Below are 18,682 nucleotides of genomic sequence, written 5' to 3' on the forward strand. Positions count from 1 at the left end.
CAGGAGTGTACATATGAAAAAACAACCATTCAACATCATGAAATCATCCTTTGCCGTACTGGTAGCCGGTTCCATTACCCTTTCCGGAACGGCCGCATTTGCAAATTCCAATGATGACAACATCGATACGGTAAAATTGGAGCAGCAAGCGAACCAGGAAGTATCCGTAAACGATGAAGCAGTCATGGATTCAGCCAAGGAAGAACTTGAAAACCTGAAGGATTCTGCAGAAGCACCTTCCTTATTACCGGGGGACTTCTTCTATTTTGCCAAGCTTGCGATTGAAAAGATCCAGCTGGCCTTTACTATGGACGATAGAAAAGAAGCGAAATTATTGGCTGAGTATGCCTCTGAGAGATTGGCTGAGGCAGGAGCATTATTTGCAGACGGAAAGCAGGAAGAAGCCCTTGAAGCGCTGAATAAGGCCGTTGATATGATGGATGAATCTGAAGATCAATGGTCAGAATCTGACGACAAAGAAAAGGATGCTGAACCGGGGGATGAAGAAGCATCCTCAGAAGCGGACCAAGAAGACGACTCATCAAAAGAAGATGAAGCAAACGAAGGTGGGACGCCTTCTGATGCAGATGAAACAGATGCATCTCATGAAGGAGATAAAGTGGACGAGCTTATGGCTCAAAACATCTCGTCTCTCAAAGCTAATGTAGAAAAAGTGAAGAACCCCAAAGCAAAAGCTGCCCTGGTGAAAAATATTGAGAAAAGCTATGTGAAATTAGCTGAAAAGCTTGCAAAGCTTGAAGCTAAAGCATCAAAAAAGGAAGCTGAAACTGAAGACGTGGAGAAGTCTGAACCACAAACGCAGGAAGATGCTGAAAAAGAAGAAAGCACAGAAAAGTCAGATGAATCTCAACCTTCAACACCAGCGCAGCCGGAAGAAGTAAAGGCTGAAGAAGTGAAAGAGGATCATGCACCTGCTCCGGCAAAAGAAGCACACCATGAGAAAAAAGAAGCGAAAAAGGAATGGAAAGCTTCACATGAAGAAATGAAACAAGAAATGAAAAAAGTACACAGGAACGTGAAGAAAGAAGAGAAGGAACACCGTCATGAATGGAAACAAGAATCGAAGCAAAAACGTCATGAGTTGAAAGAAGAAAAGAAACATCATGGTGGAAAGGATCATCAGGAGGGTCAGCGCCACAATGAAAAAAGGGACGAAGGCGGTAAGGGAAAACATAAAGAATAAGTCAGTGACAGAGTCTGATCCATCATTGTGAATCAGTCAGGAAGGGGGAGTTTGTTCCCCTTCCTTCCCCTTAACCTTTTACATTCAACATCAGATGAGTATAATAGTGTGCAGGACGGGGTGAGGCTGATGCTAAATTTATTATTATTTCTATTAACAAAACAAAAAAAGAAACAATCACTAGAAGAGATGGCAGTCAGAATCCAAAATGGTGATGAATCTTTGTTGAATACAGTACTGGAAGACTATAAGCCGTTTATCAAAAAGACGGTTTCTTCCGTCTGTAAAAGATATATTTATGAAAGCGATGATGAATTTAGCATCGGCCTGATCGCTTTCCATGATGCGATCCTAAAGTATAATCACGAGCGGGGATCTTCTGTCATCAGCTTTTCTGAAGTGATCATCAAGCGGAAAGTCATAGACTATATCAGGAAAAACGGAAAAGTGCAGGATATCAGCATTGATTTCGCACTGGCTGGAGATGGTGATGAAGAGACAAACCTGACACTCGATCAGCTGGTATCTGTTGAAGAATACCGCAAGCAGAAGGAAGCACAGCTACGCCGTGAAGAAATCTCTTCTTTCAAAGAACAGCTGACACAATATAAATTGACCTTCAATGATCTGATCGAACAGTCACCGAAGCATGATGATGCAAGGGTCAATGCCATCCTCATCGCCAAAAAGGTTGTGGCTTCAGTAGAACTGATGGATTATTTATTAGAAAAGAAACGTTTACCTATCAAAAAATTAGAAAAGCAGGTAAACGTCAGCAGAAAGACAATCGAAAGAAACAGGAAATATATCATAGCGATTGCGCTTATTCTTGTAGGGGATTATGTGTATTTACGGGATTACTTAAAAGGACGGTTAGAGATATGAAAAAAGGGATCATTATGGAAATCAAGGATCACAACCTTGTGATGATGACACCGGATGGGGAATTCCTGACGAGCAGAAAGCAGCCTGGTATGCAGTATGCAGTCGGTGAAGAGATTCCTTTCTTCCCAGTCGCAGGGGGGCAACGCAGCGCAAAATCAATCGGCAGATGGAAATGGAAAGTGCCGGCATCCATCATGACAGCCATCATCATCATTGTTACCTTATTGTCAGGCTCTATGGTAGGGCAGGATACGGCGTATGCGTATGTTTCAGTCGATATCAACCCGAGTATGGAATTGGCTCTGAATAAGGATCAACAGGTGATCAGCATCACACCTTATAATGAAGATGCCGAAAAGCTCTTAAAGAAGCTCTACGGCTGGGACCATGAAGAAGTGAGCGCTGTGACTGAAAAAATCTTCTTGTTAAGTGAGAAGATGGGATACTTGAAAGAAAACCAACATGTCCTGATCACCTCTTCCTTCATCAAAGGATCGGACCGTCAAAAGGAAAGTGAACTTAAAGCTGAATTGAACAAATTTGCCGAAGGCTTCAGCACTGGGCATAATGCGAACATCATCATGAAAGAAACCTCGGAGAAAGTCAGGGAAGAAGCATCAGAGAAAGGGATGACGGCGGGTTCATTCATCCAGCAAACCGAGGAGAAAAAAGACAAAGCGAGTGTAGAGGATCATAAAAAGCCGGATATAAAAGAAATAAATGAGAAGAAACCCGCTCCTTCTATCCAAAAAAACGAGCCTGAACAACAGGAGAAAAAACCCGATCACCCGGTTAAAACAGAAAAGCCACAGCAGAAAGAAAAAACTGAACAACATTCTCAGAAGTCCCAACCGCCTGCCGCTGTCCCTCAACCTAAAGCTCCGGCAGAGAAGAAGGGATCCACACATCACGGCAAGCAGGAGTATAAAAGGAACAATGATCATAAATCCCCCCGTTCTGAGAGAGAGGATTTCCGGAGCGGCAGACATGATTCAAAACTCCATGACCGGGTAAATCACGGTGAACAAAGAGAAAAAAATCGTCATGATCGAAAAGATCAAAAAAGAGAGTAAAACAAAATGGACTCATCCTCGGATGAGTCCATTTGCATGAAAAGAAGCAGCTGGATCAATGCCAGCTGCCCTATGCCATCATTATTTAGTTTGTTGTCCTGAAAGTTGGGACTGAGCCTGTTTGACGAGGCGTTTCGTAATTTCTCCTCCGACAGAACCGTTTGAACGGGCAACTGTATCGGATCCAAGCGTCACACCGAATTCTTGGGCAATTTCATACTTCACTTGATCCAGGTATTGTTCTACTCCAGGAACAAGTAATTTATTTGTGCTCTTTGCCATCGTATTAACCTCCTTACAGCAATACTAGAAACATCAGATGCTTCAGTACCTATATTATTTGTATAAAGTGAGAGAACATGTTTGGTAATATTTCGCCGAATTTGAATAGTTTACATCGATCACCAAGTCCAATCTACCCAGGTGGTTTAAGGGTCTCAGGTTAAAGGAAGAATAAACATATAAGAAATTATCGGTTTTTCCTTTCAATCTTGATCCAGATTCATTAAGATAGATAAGGAAATAACGTTGAAAGGGAATTACAGACATATGTGGTATAAGCTTAGATTAAATTTAAATAAATTAACGCCCGCTCAGGTCATCGTAACGTATTACCTGCTTGCAGTGACGATTGCGACCATTTTGCTCAGTCTCCCGATCGCACATAAACCGGGTGCAGAATGGAGCTTTTTAGATGCGATCTTCACCGCTGTAAGTGCTGTGAGTGTCACCGGTTTGACGGTTGTCAGTACAGTGGACACCTTCAGTACGACGGGGATTTTCATCCTGATGTTCGTCCTTCAGTTCGGTGGAATCGGGATCATGACACTCGGGACTTTCTTTTGGCTGATTGTCGGAAAGAAGATCGGTCTAAAGGAACGGCGCTTGATCATGACAGACCAAAATCAGACAAGCCTTGCCGGTCTCGTCAGCTTATTAAAGCAAATACTGCTGTTGATCATCCTGATTGAAATCGTAGGTGCATTCATATTGGGTGTGTATTTCATCGGATACTTCCCGACATGGCAAGAGGCGTTCCTTCAAGGGCTCTTCGCTTCTGTCAGTGCGACGACAAATGCAGGGTTCGACATTACCGGGCAATCCCTCATTCCATATGCGAATGATTACTTTGTACAATTCATCACCATCGTATTGTTGACATTGGGGGCGATCGGCTTTCCTGTCCTCATCGAGACGAAGGATTATCTCATGAGCAGTCATAGGAACAGGCATCATTTCTCGTTGTATTCAAAGATCACAACCGTCACTTTTTTCAGCCTGCTTGTGATTGGGACGTTGATCATCTTCTTGTTTGAATATAACCGGTACTTTAACGGAATGCAGTGGCATGAATCCTTCTTTTATTCCTTCTTCCAATCGGCCACAACGAGGAATGGAGGGTTGGCTACCATGAATGTGGCTGAGTTTTCCTCACCGACACTTTTGGTGATGAGTGCACTCATGTTCATCGGAGCCTCCCCAAGCTCGGTCGGCGGCGGGATCAGGACGACTACGTTTGCACTGAATATATTGTTCCTGTTCCACTTTGCAAAAGGAAATCAAACAATCAAAATTTTTAAAAGGGAAATTCACCAGCAGGATATCATTAAGTCATTAGTCGTGACGATGATGGCCATCTTCCTTTGCTTCTTCTCCGTCATCATCCTGACTTTCACAGAAGATCATTCGTTGATGGAAATCGTATTTGAGGTTGCTTCAGCCTTCGGGACGACTGGATTATCTATGGGAATCACTTCTGAACTTTCATCCATCGGGAAATGCGTCATCATTGGATTGATGTTCATCGGGCGTGTAGGAATTCTATCCTTCTTGTTCATGATTGGAGGAAAAGAAAAGAAAGACAAATATCATTATCCGAAAGAGCGTGTCATCATCGGATAGTGAACGAAAAAAGCGATGCTTGTGGGCATCGTTTTTTCTATGGGCTGTTATCACAAATAAGGTAGTTCCGATCATACGGCCAAACGATCCATCATGATAGAATTCACGAATTCCCTTCTCTGGATGTATCTGATTACCAGTCCCATTTCGTAGACCATTAATCATTTCCGTCAAATCCAAATAAAAGAGCGGGTACATATTTTAAACTGAGTCCTTCGATATGTATGATTTTTTCATTTCAACACCGCATACGGTACGTCAAAATGCATTAGAAGAAAGATGATGATCGGACATGATACGATCCAGGCAATGAGGGGGTTTTTATGATGAATGAGAAGGACGGTGAACATCATGACATTAAAAAGCAGGTCCCACCCGAAATGCCACCCATGATGATAAGTCATCATCCCGAGCACATGTGCAAGGCCTTCTGTAAGCCCGTAAACGGCTGTCCACAGCCAAATCCACCCTATCATTCCTTTGGTTGTATGGGGAAGCCTGCCGATAAAGATGGCAATGGTCGCAGTATACTGAACAACCATCTTGCTGATCGAAATGATGGTGTGATTGAGGTAAACGTGATCTTCAAAGGGAGTGATCGTCCTGAACTCCCACATAGAGTAATCAAACAGTAAAAATTGGGAAAGTAAATCCCCGATGATAAAAAACAATAAAGTGGGATAATAGCTGTAAAATCCTTCCAGTTACCGAATTTCCAACCAATTACTGCGTAAAAAAGTAAAAAAAGTAAAATCATCTCTTTTCCCCATTCAACGTTTTAACTTAGTTTTCGGCTAAACGCCTGAATTATTCAATATTTTTCAAGCAGGGGCCTGTATAGGGAGGCTTTTCCTCCTAAGTTTGTAAGAATGGAAAGGCACCTTCCCGGGAAAAATAGGGGAAGAAAAGGAGATGAGTGATCATGAAAAGAAAAGCTCAGTATGATGCTGCAGAGAAAAACAATAAAACACCGTTGAAAAACAAACAGGAAACAGAATTCTCAGCTGAATTCACCCAGGGAGAGGATCCGGCAAAAGGAAAAAATCGCAATTCTTCAAAAGGAAAGCAAGGTAGGGGGAAATGACGGATAAGAAACAGTCCTTTCGTGAAGAGTTCGGTCAAGAATTCGGAGATGTAAATGCAGCCAAAATCATGGAAGTGACACAAAAGCAGCCGAAGGATAAAAAGAAGATAGAGCAAAAGCCTTCAAGATAAAAAAAAATCCGAACGACATTCGCATTTTTAAAATGCGAACGTGTTCGGATTTTTTTATTTTGGCAGCAAAGCTGCTCATCCCTGTCTGCAATTTTACTGTTGAACAAGTTCCCGATCAAATTCGAAAACGGTCGATTGACCTGTGGCCGGTTCAAAGTATGCAAGCACGTATACGTCCCGCCCGTCAGTCGATTGAATACTTTCAAGGAGGGTGTGCTTATACAATTCTTTTTCGTTCAGGTTTAAACCTGCAAACGCATCACCTGCTATTGCGGGTTGCTGAAGCAGGCTTTGATAGATGGCAGAACGATCTTCCTTCGTCATTTCGTGGCTCCACCAAGGTTTTCTTGGCTTATACTTTTGATTTTCCAGGTAGTCAAGCTTCATCAGTCCTTCAATGACAGAGATCGGATAGCTGGTCTCTGTGGACAGGAACTCATGAAGCCTTCTGAATAAATCTTCTAATTGATGGCCGATTCTTGACCACCCGCGATTTTCCCAATAAGAACCGAAAAGCTGGAAGAAATCAAATGGTGTTTCGAAGCAGTTGGTGACAAGATATTCAATCGTCCGGTCCATGCGATGGTCGTTCCAATACTTCTCCAGGACGTCCTCCACCTGTTTGATTCGGACGATATCGTCGAATGATAAGACGTTATTGCCAAGTATTTCATACGGTGAATGGTCCATGTACGTATATTGGTGATCATTGGCACGGATTCTCAAGCCTGTACCTCGAAGCATTTTAAGGAATCCTAATTGCAATTCTTCCGGACGCATTTCGAATACATCATTGAACGTCTTCCGGAAAGATTGGTAATCTTCTTCCGGGAGGCCTGCGATCAGGTCAAGATGCTGATCGATTTTGCCTCCTTCTTTGACCATTGTGACTGTCCGTGTGAGTTTGCTGTAATTTTGTTTCCTCATGACAAGGTCATTGGTTTCGTCATTGGTGGACTGAATGCCGATTTCGAAACGGAATAATCCCGCAGGGGCATGTTCATTCAGGAACTCGATCACTTCAGGTCTCATGATATCTGCAGTGATTTCAAATTGAAAGACCGTTCCAGGTAAATGCTCATCGATGAGGAATTGGAACATCTCCATCGCATAGCTTCTGCTGATATTGAACGTCCGGTCCACGAATTTAATGGTTTTTGCACCATTGTTCATCAGGAAGCGGATATCTTCTTTCACCTTTTCTCTATCAAAGTAACGTACGCCTACTTCGATGGAAGAAAGGCAGAACTGACATCTGAAAGGGCATCCCCTGCTCGTTTCGATATAGGTCACCCGTTTTCCAAGTTCGGACAGATCTTCTTCGAATCGGAACGGGGATGGGACCTCCCGTAAATCGATCTTATTTTGTTGAGGCTTGATGACATGCTTTCCGTCTTCTACATAAGCTACGCCAGACACCTTCGACCAATCACTGTCACCGTTCAGTTCATCCAATAACTGCTTGAAAGATTCCTCCCCTTCTCCGATCACAATGAAGTTCACGTCTTCAAGACGGTCGAGCCAGTAGGGGATATCATAGGTGACTTCCGGACCACCGAGGACGATTGTGACTTCAGGAAGGATCTTTCTGAGAATCTTGACGACCTTGATGGTTTCTTCAATATTCCAAATGTAGCAGCTGAATCCAATCACATCAGGTTTTTTTGAAAAAAGGTCAGATGCAATGTTCAGCACCGGATCTTTAATCGTATACTCGGCAAGCTCTATCGGATGTTCATCTTCAACATAGGCCTTTAAGCAACGAATTGCCAAATTCGTATGGATATATTTTGCATTCAACGTACTTAATACGACTTTCTTCATTCATAATCTCCTTTATGCTATATCCGATGGAGGTTTCATCAATCGGATGGTTATCACCGTATTGGTTGTTCGTACAACTTTAGGATTTGTCCTGACTATCATTTTATCTAAGCGGGAAGGAAACCTCAATATTTGTTCTGCAATGAATTTAAATTTCTTGGAAGGTTTTGAAGGAATTCGAAGAAAAGTTACGAATATTAATAAGTAAATATCTCGTACCATTGCCTATGCTTCTGCAGTCATCTCATCAACCAATAATCGAATAGTACTCATGAAAAGGGACTGACCCGACAGTAAGACGGGTCAGCCCTTTCTAGTGAGATTTATCTTGTCTTCATTTCCCTTTTCGATAGGAATTTCTGTAACCTTGTCGACTTGAATTCAATAATCGGTTGCGTGATACTTGTGAACAGTGATGTCGAGAAAATCATCGTAAGAGCGAAGGATACACCAAGCAAAGTCAATAAGCTTGTAGTGGGATCGATCGTATCCTTTAGATGGCTTTCCCGGAAGAGCCGGATGATGAAACCGTGCATCAAGTACACATACAAAGTGTTTTTGCCCCATTTAGTGAAGAACTGCCTTTTAGAAGGCACAAACGTAAAGAAGCTGAAGATCATCAAGACATTCAGGAGATAAACTGCAGCCCTGACACCCATGCTGATCATGCTGTTCACTTCAAAGTCTCCGTAAGGCTTGGAGCCGAGCAGCCATTTGTCAGAGAACTCCGGGATAAAATACATCCCTAAAAACACGATGACAAATAATGTACCGGCTACAATGCGGGCTTTGTACGTTTTGAAATATTCAAAGTGCTCCTTTTCCATATAGTATCCCATCAGGAATAACGGAAAGAACACAAATGTCCTGGACAGACTTAAATAATTTGAGATCACATCCACGAAGCCTACGAGTAAGCCTATGGTAAATGCCACGGTCAAGCCTGTGACCGGTTTGAACTTCCCCCACTTGATGAAAGCATACAAAAGTGCATTCCAGCAGAATAAGCTGATCAAGAACCATAATGACCAATGGGGATTCAACGGGTCGACTTCAAATGTAGATTTCTGATACAGAAAGTAATAATACACCGTATAGATCAGTTGAAATACCAGGTACGGGAGTATGAGTTTCTTAGCCAGCTTCTGGATATATCCCTTTTTGTAAAATCCTTTAGCAAAAAATCCGGCTACCAGTATGAATGCCGGCATATGGAATGTGTAGATCGTTTTATACAGCGAGAGGATAAAGGGATCACTCTCGATATAGGATCGGATGATATGTCCAAATACCACAAGGAAAATTAAAATGAATTTGGCATTGTCGAAGTAATAATCACGCTGTTTCATAAGTTCACCATCTTTTAGAATAGTTTAATCCTAATTCATTCTTACCCTAGGATACAGTGAGCAAAACACGATTTCACTGTTAATTATCACCAAAAGGATGGTTAGCTATGCGAGTTCTGTAAATGTTGAGCCATAAGTCGTCTTTTAAAATTGAAGGGGATGAAGAAATGACTAACAGTAGTAAATTACAAAAAGACCGGGATCAGGAACAATGTCATCCTATAGATAGGGAAATCTGCCTAGCATCGCCAATGGCGATGCTTGTGATCGATCAGGATATGAGGGTGGCGTATGCGAATCCGGACGCCTGCGAAACGTTGAAGACAGATCTTGCAAGTATGGAAGGAATGGGGTTCAGCAGCTATTTCACCTCAGTACCTGCCCCGATTGTCGCCCATTATAAAGAGGTGATGGCAACGGGCAAAACACTTGAAGATGAGACATTGATGACGGTTGATGACAAGCAAATCCTTCATGTAGAGCTTCTACTCAAAAAATCGACCCATTCTCCCAACGCCTATTTATATTTCAAAGATGTAACTGACCTGAAAGAAAAAGAAAGGAAAGACCACATGAACGTACACCTCCTTTCCAATATCTTTCAAAATGCCTCTGAAGGCATCGTGCTTTTCGACATCGAAGGAAATATCAACGACGTCAACCAAGCTTTCAGCATGCAGGTCGGACTGAGTAAAGAGGAAATCACCAAACGTAATATCAGCTCCTTCGTACCGGAAAACGCCCACTATAAAATAGATAAAATCAAGGAATTGATTTCTGATAATAAAAAGGCCCGGGGGGAAATCCCGATAAAGAAATCCTCAAGTATCTCAATCGTCGAATTTACGACGAGCCCCTATGTACACCATAAACTTCATATGGCGATTTTAAGGGATGTGACAGAAAAGAGGCAGATGGAGATCCAGTTGAAGCGCAATGAAGAATTATTCAAGGGGTTATTCGAGGAGGCGATCGACGCCATCGTCCTGTGGGATCAGGATGGAAGGGTGTTGAAGGCGAATTCTTCCGCACTGAAAATATTCGAATGCACCCTGGCGGACCTTCTTTCAAAAAAAATCAGTGATTTTGTTTATCCGTTGGAAAGCCATAAGTTTGAGATGGTCATGGAACAATTGTACAAGTGCGGGGCAGTGCGTGATGAAGTATTATTCCTGATGCCGAACAATCAGTTGAAGCATCTTGAATTCACTTCGAAGCTCCATTCCGTCGATGGCTACAATATGACGATTTTCAGAAATGTAAGTGAACGTTATCAGATGGAAAAGGAGCTCCGGGAGAGTGAGGAGCGTTTCCGGAAGATTTTCGAAGGGTCGCTCGATGGTCTTCTGTTAACCAACCATCATGATGTGGTCGTTGATGCCAATCCAGAAGTGAGCAAAATCATCAACATTGAAAAAGATCAGCTCATCGGTAAAGATGTACGTGAAATATTGAATATCGAACCAAAGGAAGAATCCTATGAAGAGTATTTACAGCAGTTAAAAGAAAACGGGCAGGCAACATTTCAAAAAACCTTCACATACCACGGTGAAAGGGTTCAATATGTAGAGCTGTCCTCTAAGTATAATCTGCTTTCGAACCTGAATCTTACCATAATCCGTGACATCACGGACCGCGTGGAGATGCAGGAGCAACTGAGGAAGTCGGATACGCTGAGTGTCGTCGGCGAGCTCGCAGCCGGGATCGCACATGAAATCAGGAACCCGATGACTGCCCTCAAAGGATTTATCCAGCTCCTCGAAAACAGTGTCGGCAATGAACATGAAATGTACTTCAATGTGATCACTTCAGAACTGCAGAGGATTGAATCGATCATTACCGAATTCCTCGTCCTGGCTAAACCCCAGGCGATACAATATCAGGAAACAAATTTAATCAAAATCATGAAAGATACGACTGAACTGTTGAATGCCCAGGCTGTGATGCATAACGTCCAATTCAGGGAGAGATATGAAGAAAATCTGTCCCCGATCATCGCAGAACCGAATCAGCTTAAACAGGTGTTCATCAATATTATAAAAAACGCGATTGAAGTCATGACCGACGGAGGGTTTATCTCAATCTCCATTTCCGAGACGGGGGCAGGGAAGATCCACATTGAAATCAAAGACGAAGGAAGCGGGATCTCGAAGGATAAAATAAAAAAATTAGGAGAACCATTTTACACGACAAAGGAGCGGGGGACTGGACTTGGTCTCATGGTGAGCTTTAAAATTATTAAAGAACATAAAGGGCACGTGGACGTTGAGAGCAAAGTAGGAAAAGGAACCACTTTCCACATCTTTCTTCCAAAATCATAAAGGAGGCAGATATGATGTCAACACAATCGATTGTGATAAAAAGCCCTATTGGCCCGTTAAAGCTCACTGCGGACGAAAGCCACCTCATCTCGGTTCATTTTGTAGAGGAAGCAGAACATCCTGAGACAGAATCGGACAATGTGGTGCTGAAACATGCAAGTGAGCAAATCCGGCAGTTTTTTAACAGAGAAAGAAAGGCATTCGACCTGCCTTTGAAAATCGAAGGAACCGCATTTCAGCAGGAAGTGTGGAAAGCCCTGCAGGCAATCCCCTACGGTGAGACCCGGTCGTATCAACAGCTGGCCGAGTCCATACAAAGACCGAAAGCTGTACGGGCAGTCGGACAGGCGAATAAAGTCAATCGCTTCCCTGTCATCATTCCCTGTCACCGCGTCATTGGGAAAAATAAAACCCTTACCGGCTATGCAGGAAAACAAGTGGATAAGAAAGAGACATTATTGCAGCTGGAGCAATGAGAGGAAAACAGGCATTCATGTGATGCCTGTTTTTTTCATTGTGGTGAAGAAATTTATTGATTTCTCTATCTAATTAGATTATCATCTAATTAGATGATTGTCGAAGTAGGGGGGTGTTGAATTGCAATTAAGCAAGCAGGTGGCTTTTCATAAAGTGATGGGAGATCCCACCAGGATTAAAATCGTGTATTTACTGCAGGAAGAATGTTTGCATGTGGGGGCGATTGCAGGGAAGCTCGGATTGTCGGCACCGACAATTTCCCACCACCTCACAAAAATGAAGGAGTGCAATCTCGTATTCTCAAGAAAAGAGAAGAACACGGTGTATTATCACCTGAACAAAAAGGTATTGGCTCATCACGGGAGCGTACTTCAACAATTTGCCCAAGAAGGGAAAGGGGATGTCCCAGTGTCTGATAAGGTCTTAAAAGAAAAACAGAAAGTCATGAATAATTTCCTTGAGAAAAATGGTCGCCTCAAGAATATTCCTTCTCAACAAAAAAAGAAATTATTTCTGTTGGAACATATGGTAGAAGGTCTGAAAGTCGGCGAAAAGTATCCGGAAAAAGAAGTGAACGAATACATCAAGCAGTTTCACGATGACTTTGCCACACTCAGGAGAGAGTTCATCATTCATCAGTTTATGTACCGGGAAAATGGGATTTATGAAGTGAACCCAAAGGAGATGTGGGCATCGAGTAAATTATATGTAGCTGAGGAAGGGTGAACCTCCAATCGATATGATGAGGCAGGCCGAAATGAGTACCCGCCAAAAAATCAATTCCGCTCGGATTTTTTGTCATGAAAGATTTTATTATATATCTAGCAGGCTCCATCTGGTCCGTGCTTTGAGCAGGGGGGCATAGTTATGTCCCCCTGCTCAATTTTCCCCCACATTTCACAGGGAAACCATATATAAACCCCTGCAAGATTGGAACGTACATCCGATCAACAACCTCTTAATAGAATTCCGGTCTCCGGTCATCAAAAATAGGAATTCTTCTGCGTACGCTGTCTACTTCTTCCAAGTTGATTTCAGCAGTGACCAGTTCCTCAGAGGACGATCCTTCCGAGATGATATCTCCCCAAGGACCGATGACCAATGAGCACCCGCCAAATTCGTTGTTTGGATCTCTGCCCACTCTGTTGCATGCAACCACAAAGCATTGATTTTCAATTGCCCTTGCCTTCAACAGTGTTTTCCAGTGGTCGATCCGTGCAGCAGGCCACTCTGCCACCACAAAGACTACTTTGGCGCCAGAGAGGACATGTTTCCTGAACCATTCGGGGAAACGGATGTCATAACAAATCAATCCTGCCATCGATTCTCCTTGAAGGGAGAACATGCCCATTTCTGAGCCCGGGAGAAGGTAGTGATGTTCGTCCATTAACTTGAATAAATGAAGTTTCGAATATTTTTTCACTGCATCTCCTTCGGCATTTGTAACCAGCAGCGTATTGGTAATCCCTTTTTCTGTTTTGGTTGGGACAGAGCCACCGATCATATGGATCGAATATTTCTTGGATAAAGAAGATAAGAAGTCGGTGGCTTCCTCGGCAGATTCGTCAGCAAGATCACCTAAACGCGAAAGGTCGTACCCGGTCGTCCACATTTCAGGTAAAACCACTGTGTCGCAGCCTTGGTCACTTGCTTCTTTTATCATTTCCGCAGCTCTTTTTTTGTTGCTTTCAGGATCGCCGAATACAATATCCATTTGTACAAGACCGATTTTTCGGATCATTTTTCCATCCCCTCAGTATAGGCTGTTGAAAATTTTTGCTTTACATTCTTTCGTATCCGTTATATCATTTGTGACTAGAATTTGAAAGTATTTAATTTTCAAAAAACACAGAGGTGAAGTTATGAAGACCTTTCCTAAAGCCAAACGAATCGATTTATTGCCACAACAGTTTTTTGCATCGCTTGCAAAGAAAGTGAATGATGCGATTGAAAAAGGAAACGATGTCATCAATCTCGGGCAGGGGAATCCCGATCAGCCGACCCCGCCTCATATTGTAGAGAAAGTGGCAGAAGCGGCCGCTTCACCGGCCAATCACAAATATCCTCCCTTTAGGGGATTGTCTTCATTCAAAGAGGCGGCTTCCGCCTTTTACCTTAGAGAATATGATGTGGAGGTCGACCCTGAAACAGAGGTAGCGGTATTGTTCGGCGGGAAGGCGGGACTGGTTGAGATTCCCCAGTGTTTGTTGAATCCGGGGGACGGGGTGATGGTGCCGGATCCTGGGTATCCGGACTATCTGTCTGGAGTGGCATTGGCAGAAGCAAGGTTGATCAAGATGCCGCTCTCTGAGAGCAATGGATTTCTTCCGGATTATGGGGCACAAACCAAGGAAGATCTTGAAAACGCAAAGCTGATGTTCCTTAATTATCCGAATAACCCGACAGGAGCGGTTGCAACAAAAGGATTTTTTGAAGAAACGGTTGCCCTTGCAAAGGAAAATGACATTTGTGTGGTGCATGATTTTGCCTATGGTGCAATTGGATTCGATGGACATAAGCCGGTAAGTTTTCTCCAGACAGAAGGGGCAAAGGATGTCGGCATTGAAATTTATACATTATCCAAAACGTATAATATGGCCGGTTGGAGAGTGGGATTCGCGGTCGGTAATCAAAGTGTCATAGAAGCGATAAACGTGATGCAGGACCATCTCTATGTGAGCTTGTTCGGGGCAGTCCAGGAAGCGGCAGCAACAGCGCTGATGAGCTCTCAGGACTGTGTGGCCGGGCTCGTTTCTACATATGAAGAGAGAAGACAGGTGTTGATCGAAGGGCTGAAGGAAATCGGTTGGGAAGTGACCGCACCACGAGGTTCTTTCTTTGCATGGCTGAAGGTGCCCGAAGGATTTACCTCCGAGAAATTTGCCGATTATTTGCTGGAGGAAGTCAATGTGGCTGTTGCACCGGGTGTAGGTTTTGGAGAATGTGGTGAAGGATTCGTACGTGTCGGATTGTTGACTACGGTCGACCGGCTTAAAGAAGCCATTTCTCGTATCGATCGTTTAGGTTTATTCAGCCGCATAACTTGATAGGATTTCGACCACCCCACTTCTTAGAAAGATGGGGTGTTTTTTCGATTTTTCATGTGACTTCTGCGAAAAATGTCTAATATAGAAACATTACTGCTTATTTTGTCTAGTTTTGCGAATCTATTTACTTTTCAGATAATAATTGCGATACTTTTCAAGTAACGAAATTACCTTATAAGCACGAGGAATTAAAAAAAGGAGTTTATCAGAAATGGGTCGTCTATTAAAAAAGAAATGGTTACTAATGAGAATCAACCAAAAACGTTCAGAAATGATTACTTTGGGGGAGAGCATCGGATTGTGTGCCGATGAGACGATCAAATGCAGCCAAGCATTGGACAAGCTGCTGAACGAGTATGATAAGTGCACAAGCAACGTTGTATCCTTCACCCGGCCTGACACATCCTATGAATTTGGTCAGTACATCAAAAGTTTGTTGAAAAGAACTGCTTCGTGACTTCTCATCAAGACTTCCCCACCTAAAAAGAAAATACCAGAGAGTAACAACTTCCTTCATTTCCACAACCAATATGCTCAAACTATCATTCGTCATTTCAATAAGGAAAGGCCGGTGCGTTCATTTTCGCACCGGCCTTTCCTTTTGGTGATTTAGGAGAATATTGACAAGGGAGCGTATAAATTGTATAATATTTTGAAGCTGAGATATTTTCAAAGGAATGAAGGATATGAGCACCTCACAAGAATCAAAACAGTCTTTAAAGCTTTTCATTGTACTTTCGAGAGCGTTTAAAGCCTTAAACGAAGAAATCAACAAAAACATCCAGGAAAATGGGTTGAACCCGACAGAATTTGCTGTCCTGGAGCTACTTTATCATAAGGGAGACCAACCTTTGCAACAGATAGGCGGTAAGATCCTCCTTGCATCGGGAAGTATCACATATGTAGTGGATAAACTGGAGAAAAAAGGTTATCTCAAACGCAATGCATGCCCTAAAGACCGTCGGGTCACATATGCACAAATCACTGAAAACGGCAGGGAACTTATCGATGACATCTTCCCCAACCATGAAAAGCGCATACATGAATTAATGTCTGCCCTTTCAGCGGAAGAAAAAGAAGAAACGATTCACATGTTAAAGAAGCTTGGCCTGTCGATCAAAGATCTGTCTTACTAGAATATGGTCGGAGGAAGAGTCCTGGCCGAGCAAAAATCCGAGCGAAGTTAAAAATCTACTTCGTTCGGATTTTTTTGTTCTACCCCTATATAGATATATTTAGCAGGATCCAGCTGTTGCAAGGAAATCAACAGCATCTCGCTAATTTATAAGCCACAATGTTTACGCAAACAGCCTACCAAAATGAATTGTACTTTATAGAGGTTGGTGCTTTTAGTACCAAGCGCCTGTGTTCAACTGAAAGCCATATATCTTGGTCAATAAAACAGGAAAAACCATCCCTCTGGTCGAATTACTATAATCGGACGGGAAAAGAAGGAGGATATATCTATGAAATTTGAAGAATTTACATATGAACGCCCGAATTTGGAAGACATTCAACCAGCTTTCATGAAGGAGCTGGAAAAATTCAAAGCTGCAGCAAATGCAGAAGAACAAATAGAAGCAATGAAAGAAATCAACGTCATCCGGATGCATATCGACACGATGCAAAATATTTGTTATATCAGACATTCCATCGATACAAACGATGATTTCTACAAAAATGAACAGGAATATATTGATGATATGATGCCTGAAGTACACGGGCTTGTTACACAATATTATCAGGAGCTTGTGAATTCACGTTTTCGCGGAGAGTTGGAGAGTAAGTGGGGGAAACAATTATTTTCTTTGGCAGAAAGTGAAATCAAGACGTTTTCACCTGAAATCGTGCCGCTTCTGCAAAAAGAGAATAAGCTGTCATCTCAATATACAAAACTATTGGCATCGGCGAAAATCCCGTTTGAAGGAGAAGAGCGAACCCTTGCCCAGATGGGCCCCTTCGCTCAATCGGTAAACAGGGAGACAAGGAAGCAGGCTGCTCACGCGACTGTATCATTTTTCGAAGAAAACCAAGAGGAATTAGATCGCTTATTTGATGAATTGGTGAAGCTTCGCCATGAGATAGCGACCACGCTCGGGTACAAAAATTTCGTGGAATTGGGCTATTACAGGATGACCAGGACAGATTATACACCAGAAATGGTCAAAGTATTCCGTGATCAGGTGAAAGAGCATATCGTCCCGCTGGCAACGGAATTAAAAGAAAGACAAGGAAACCGGATTGGCATTGATTCCATGAAGTTCTATGACGAGTCATTCAAATTCACTTCCGGAAATGCCACCCCGAAAGGGACGCCCCAGTGGATCATTGACAACGGAAAGAAGATGTATGAGGAGTTATCACCTGAAACAAAGGAATTCTTTGAGTTTATGATTGATCATCATCTCATGGACCTTGAAGCGAAGAAAGGAAAAGCAGGAGGCGGTTATTGTACATATATAGCGGACCACGCCTCTCCATACATCTTTTCAAACTTCAATGGCACATCAGGGGATATCGATGTGTTGACCCATGAAGCGGGACACGCATTCCAGGTATACTCGAGCAGGGGATTTGATATTCCTGAGTATATTTGGCCGACGTACGAAGCATGTGAAATCCATTCCATGAGCATGGAGTTCTTCACATGGCCGTGGATGGAATACTTCTTTAAGGAAGATCGTGATAAATATCAATTCTCCCACCTCAGTGAGGCCCTTCAGTTCCTGCCATACGGGGTTGCGGTAGATGAATTCCAGCATTTTGTGTACGAAAATCCTGAAGCGACGCCGGCTGAGCGTAATGAAGCATGGAGGAACCTTGAGAAAGTCTATCTGCCACATAAAGATTATGACCATGTGTCTTACCTCGAGAATGGCGGGTTCTGGCAGCGACAGTCCCATATATATAATTCTCCATTCTATTATATCGATTACACGCTGGCTCAGATTTGCGCCTTTCAGTTCTGGAAGAAAATGAATGAAGACCGTGAAGAAGCATGGGGTGATTATGTATCCCTTTGTAAATTGGGAGGCAGCATGTCATTCACTGCGCTTGTGGAAGCGGCGCATTTGGATTCTCCTTTCACGGAAGGTACCGTAGAGAAGGTAATCCAACCGATCCGCCAGTGGCTCGATGGAATAGACGATAAATCGCTATAAACCTTAAAAGGCACAAAAAAATACGTTTTAAATCCATACGAAATCCGAACGATCATTCGAAAATAGAATGCGTTCGGATTTTTTAATTCGAAGAAATAATCAGCACATATTGGGCTAAGTGTCCTGGTTATGGCCCACACCATGCTGAGGTGCAGGAAATGTTGTCCTTCACATGATTTAAAGGCAAACCGGATAAGAAATATTCACTTTTGCTTCTGTTTTCC

18 protein-coding genes are annotated in these 18,682 nt (G+C 42.8%); 13 read left to right on the forward strand and 5 right to left on the reverse strand.

Annotated features, from left to right (window positions below):
* Positions 1 to 13: 13 nt before the first annotated feature.
* From KH172YL63_RS06520 to KH172YL63_RS06530, 3 genes are all read left to right on the forward strand, one after another.
* Positions 14 to 1,204, forward strand: coding sequence for a DUF5667 domain-containing protein (locus KH172YL63_RS06520; RefSeq protein WP_173105344.1), 1,191 nt, complete (start codon positions 14 to 16; stop codon positions 1,202 to 1,204).
* 129 nt (positions 1,205 to 1,333) lie between these two features.
* Positions 1,334 to 2,089 (forward strand): RNA polymerase sigma factor SigI, encoded by a 756-nt coding sequence (gene sigI / locus KH172YL63_RS06525; RefSeq protein ID WP_173105345.1) that lies wholly within the window; start codon positions 1,334 to 1,336, stop codon positions 2,087 to 2,089.
* Positions 2,086 to 3,162 (forward strand): anti-sigma factor domain-containing protein, encoded by a 1,077-nt coding sequence (locus tag KH172YL63_RS06530; protein WP_173105346.1) that lies wholly within the window; start codon positions 2,086 to 2,088, stop codon positions 3,160 to 3,162. Before sigI ends, KH172YL63_RS06530 begins: the two co-directional genes overlap by 4 nt.
* Before the next feature lie 81 nt (positions 3,163 to 3,243).
* Here KH172YL63_RS06530 and KH172YL63_RS06535 read toward each other — a convergent pair whose 3' ends face one another.
* Positions 3,244 to 3,444 (reverse strand): alpha/beta-type small acid-soluble spore protein, encoded by a 201-nt coding sequence (locus tag KH172YL63_RS06535; protein WP_173105347.1) that lies wholly within the window; start codon positions 3,442 to 3,444, stop codon positions 3,244 to 3,246.
* Between the two features lie 267 nt (positions 3,445 to 3,711).
* Between KH172YL63_RS06535 and KH172YL63_RS06540 the strand changes: the two genes are divergently transcribed.
* A complete protein-coding gene (locus KH172YL63_RS06540; protein WP_173105348.1) occupies positions 3,712 to 5,064 on the forward strand; it encodes a TrkH family potassium uptake protein in 1,353 nt (450 codons plus the stop codon).
* Between the two features lie 233 nt (positions 5,065 to 5,297).
* Here the strand turns inward: KH172YL63_RS06540 and KH172YL63_RS06545 are convergent, their stop codons facing one another.
* Positions 5,298 to 5,681, reverse strand: a complete 384-nt coding sequence (locus KH172YL63_RS06545) for a hypothetical protein (protein ID WP_173105349.1) — start codon at positions 5,679 to 5,681, stop codon at positions 5,298 to 5,300.
* 305 nt (positions 5,682 to 5,986) lie between these two features.
* On the opposite strand from KH172YL63_RS06545, the gene KH172YL63_RS06550 reads away from it, so the two are divergent.
* Positions 5,987 to 6,148: a hypothetical protein gene (locus tag KH172YL63_RS06550; RefSeq protein ID WP_173104247.1), complete on the forward strand. Its 162-nt coding sequence runs from the start codon at positions 5,987 to 5,989 to the stop codon at positions 6,146 to 6,148.
* On the forward strand, positions 6,145 to 6,279 hold the full coding sequence (locus KH172YL63_RS21715) for a hypothetical protein (RefSeq protein ID WP_269475200.1): 135 nt from the start codon (positions 6,145 to 6,147) through the stop codon (positions 6,277 to 6,279). The genes KH172YL63_RS06550 and KH172YL63_RS21715 overlap by 4 nt, the downstream gene beginning before the upstream one ends.
* A 93-nt stretch (positions 6,280 to 6,372) precedes the next feature.
* On the opposite strand, the gene KH172YL63_RS06555 is transcribed toward KH172YL63_RS21715, so the two are convergent.
* Together KH172YL63_RS06555 and KH172YL63_RS06560 are read right to left on the reverse strand one after the other, a co-directional pair.
* Positions 6,373 to 8,103, reverse strand: a complete 1,731-nt coding sequence (locus tag KH172YL63_RS06555; protein ID WP_173105350.1) for a B12-binding domain-containing radical SAM protein — start codon at positions 8,101 to 8,103, stop codon at positions 6,373 to 6,375.
* A gap of 323 nt (positions 8,104 to 8,426) precedes the next feature.
* Entirely contained in the window at positions 8,427 to 9,452 is a 1,026-nt protein-coding gene (locus KH172YL63_RS06560) for an acyltransferase family protein (protein WP_173105351.1), read from the reverse strand.
* 167 nt (positions 9,453 to 9,619) lie between these two features.
* On the opposite strand from KH172YL63_RS06560, the gene KH172YL63_RS06565 reads away from it, so the two are divergent.
* The 3 genes from KH172YL63_RS06565 (at position 9,620) to KH172YL63_RS06575 (ending at position 12,976) form a co-directional block, all read left to right on the forward strand.
* Positions 9,620 to 11,773, forward strand: coding sequence for a PAS domain S-box protein (locus tag KH172YL63_RS06565; RefSeq protein WP_173105352.1), 2,154 nt, complete (start codon positions 9,620 to 9,622; stop codon positions 11,771 to 11,773).
* A 14-nt stretch (positions 11,774 to 11,787) separates the two neighbouring features.
* A complete protein-coding gene (locus KH172YL63_RS06570) occupies positions 11,788 to 12,249 on the forward strand; it encodes a methylated-DNA--[protein]-cysteine S-methyltransferase (protein WP_173105353.1) in 462 nt (153 codons plus the stop codon).
* 121 nt (positions 12,250 to 12,370) lie between these two features.
* Positions 12,371 to 12,976 carry a DUF2087 domain-containing protein gene (locus KH172YL63_RS06575; RefSeq protein WP_173105354.1) on the forward strand — a complete coding sequence of 202 codons (606 nt, stop codon included), beginning with the start codon at positions 12,371 to 12,373 and terminating at the stop codon, positions 12,974 to 12,976.
* 232 nt (positions 12,977 to 13,208) lie between these two features.
* On the opposite strand, the gene KH172YL63_RS06580 is transcribed toward KH172YL63_RS06575, so the two are convergent.
* On the reverse strand, positions 13,209 to 13,991 hold the full coding sequence (locus KH172YL63_RS06580) for a carbon-nitrogen family hydrolase (RefSeq protein ID WP_173105355.1): 783 nt from the start codon (positions 13,989 to 13,991) through the stop codon (positions 13,209 to 13,211).
* Positions 13,992 to 14,112: 121 nt separating this feature from the next.
* Here KH172YL63_RS06580 and KH172YL63_RS06585 point away from each other — a divergent pair, with 121 nt between their 5' ends.
* The 4 genes from KH172YL63_RS06585 to KH172YL63_RS06600 all read left to right on the forward strand — a co-directional run bounded on the left by KH172YL63_RS06585 (position 14,113) and on the right by KH172YL63_RS06600 (position 18,458).
* Entirely contained in the window at positions 14,113 to 15,297 is a 1,185-nt protein-coding gene (locus tag KH172YL63_RS06585; protein ID WP_173105356.1) for a pyridoxal phosphate-dependent aminotransferase, read from the forward strand.
* 211 nt (positions 15,298 to 15,508) lie between these two features.
* Positions 15,509 to 15,754: an aspartyl-phosphate phosphatase Spo0E family protein gene (locus KH172YL63_RS06590; protein WP_173105357.1), complete on the forward strand. Its 246-nt coding sequence runs from the start codon at positions 15,509 to 15,511 to the stop codon at positions 15,752 to 15,754.
* A 220-nt stretch (positions 15,755 to 15,974) separates the two neighbouring features.
* Positions 15,975 to 16,433: a MarR family winged helix-turn-helix transcriptional regulator gene (locus KH172YL63_RS06595; protein ID WP_442858754.1), complete on the forward strand. Its 459-nt coding sequence runs from the start codon at positions 15,975 to 15,977 to the stop codon at positions 16,431 to 16,433.
* 330 nt (positions 16,434 to 16,763) lie between these two features.
* A complete protein-coding gene (locus KH172YL63_RS06600) occupies positions 16,764 to 18,458 on the forward strand; it encodes a M3 family oligoendopeptidase (protein ID WP_173105359.1) in 1,695 nt (564 codons plus the stop codon).
* Positions 18,459 to 18,682: the final 224 nt, after the last annotated feature.

The sequence above is a fragment of the Bacillus sp. KH172YL63 genome, assembly GCF_011398925.1.
GTDB lineage: Bacteria > Bacillota > Bacilli > Bacillales > Bacillaceae_B > Rossellomorea.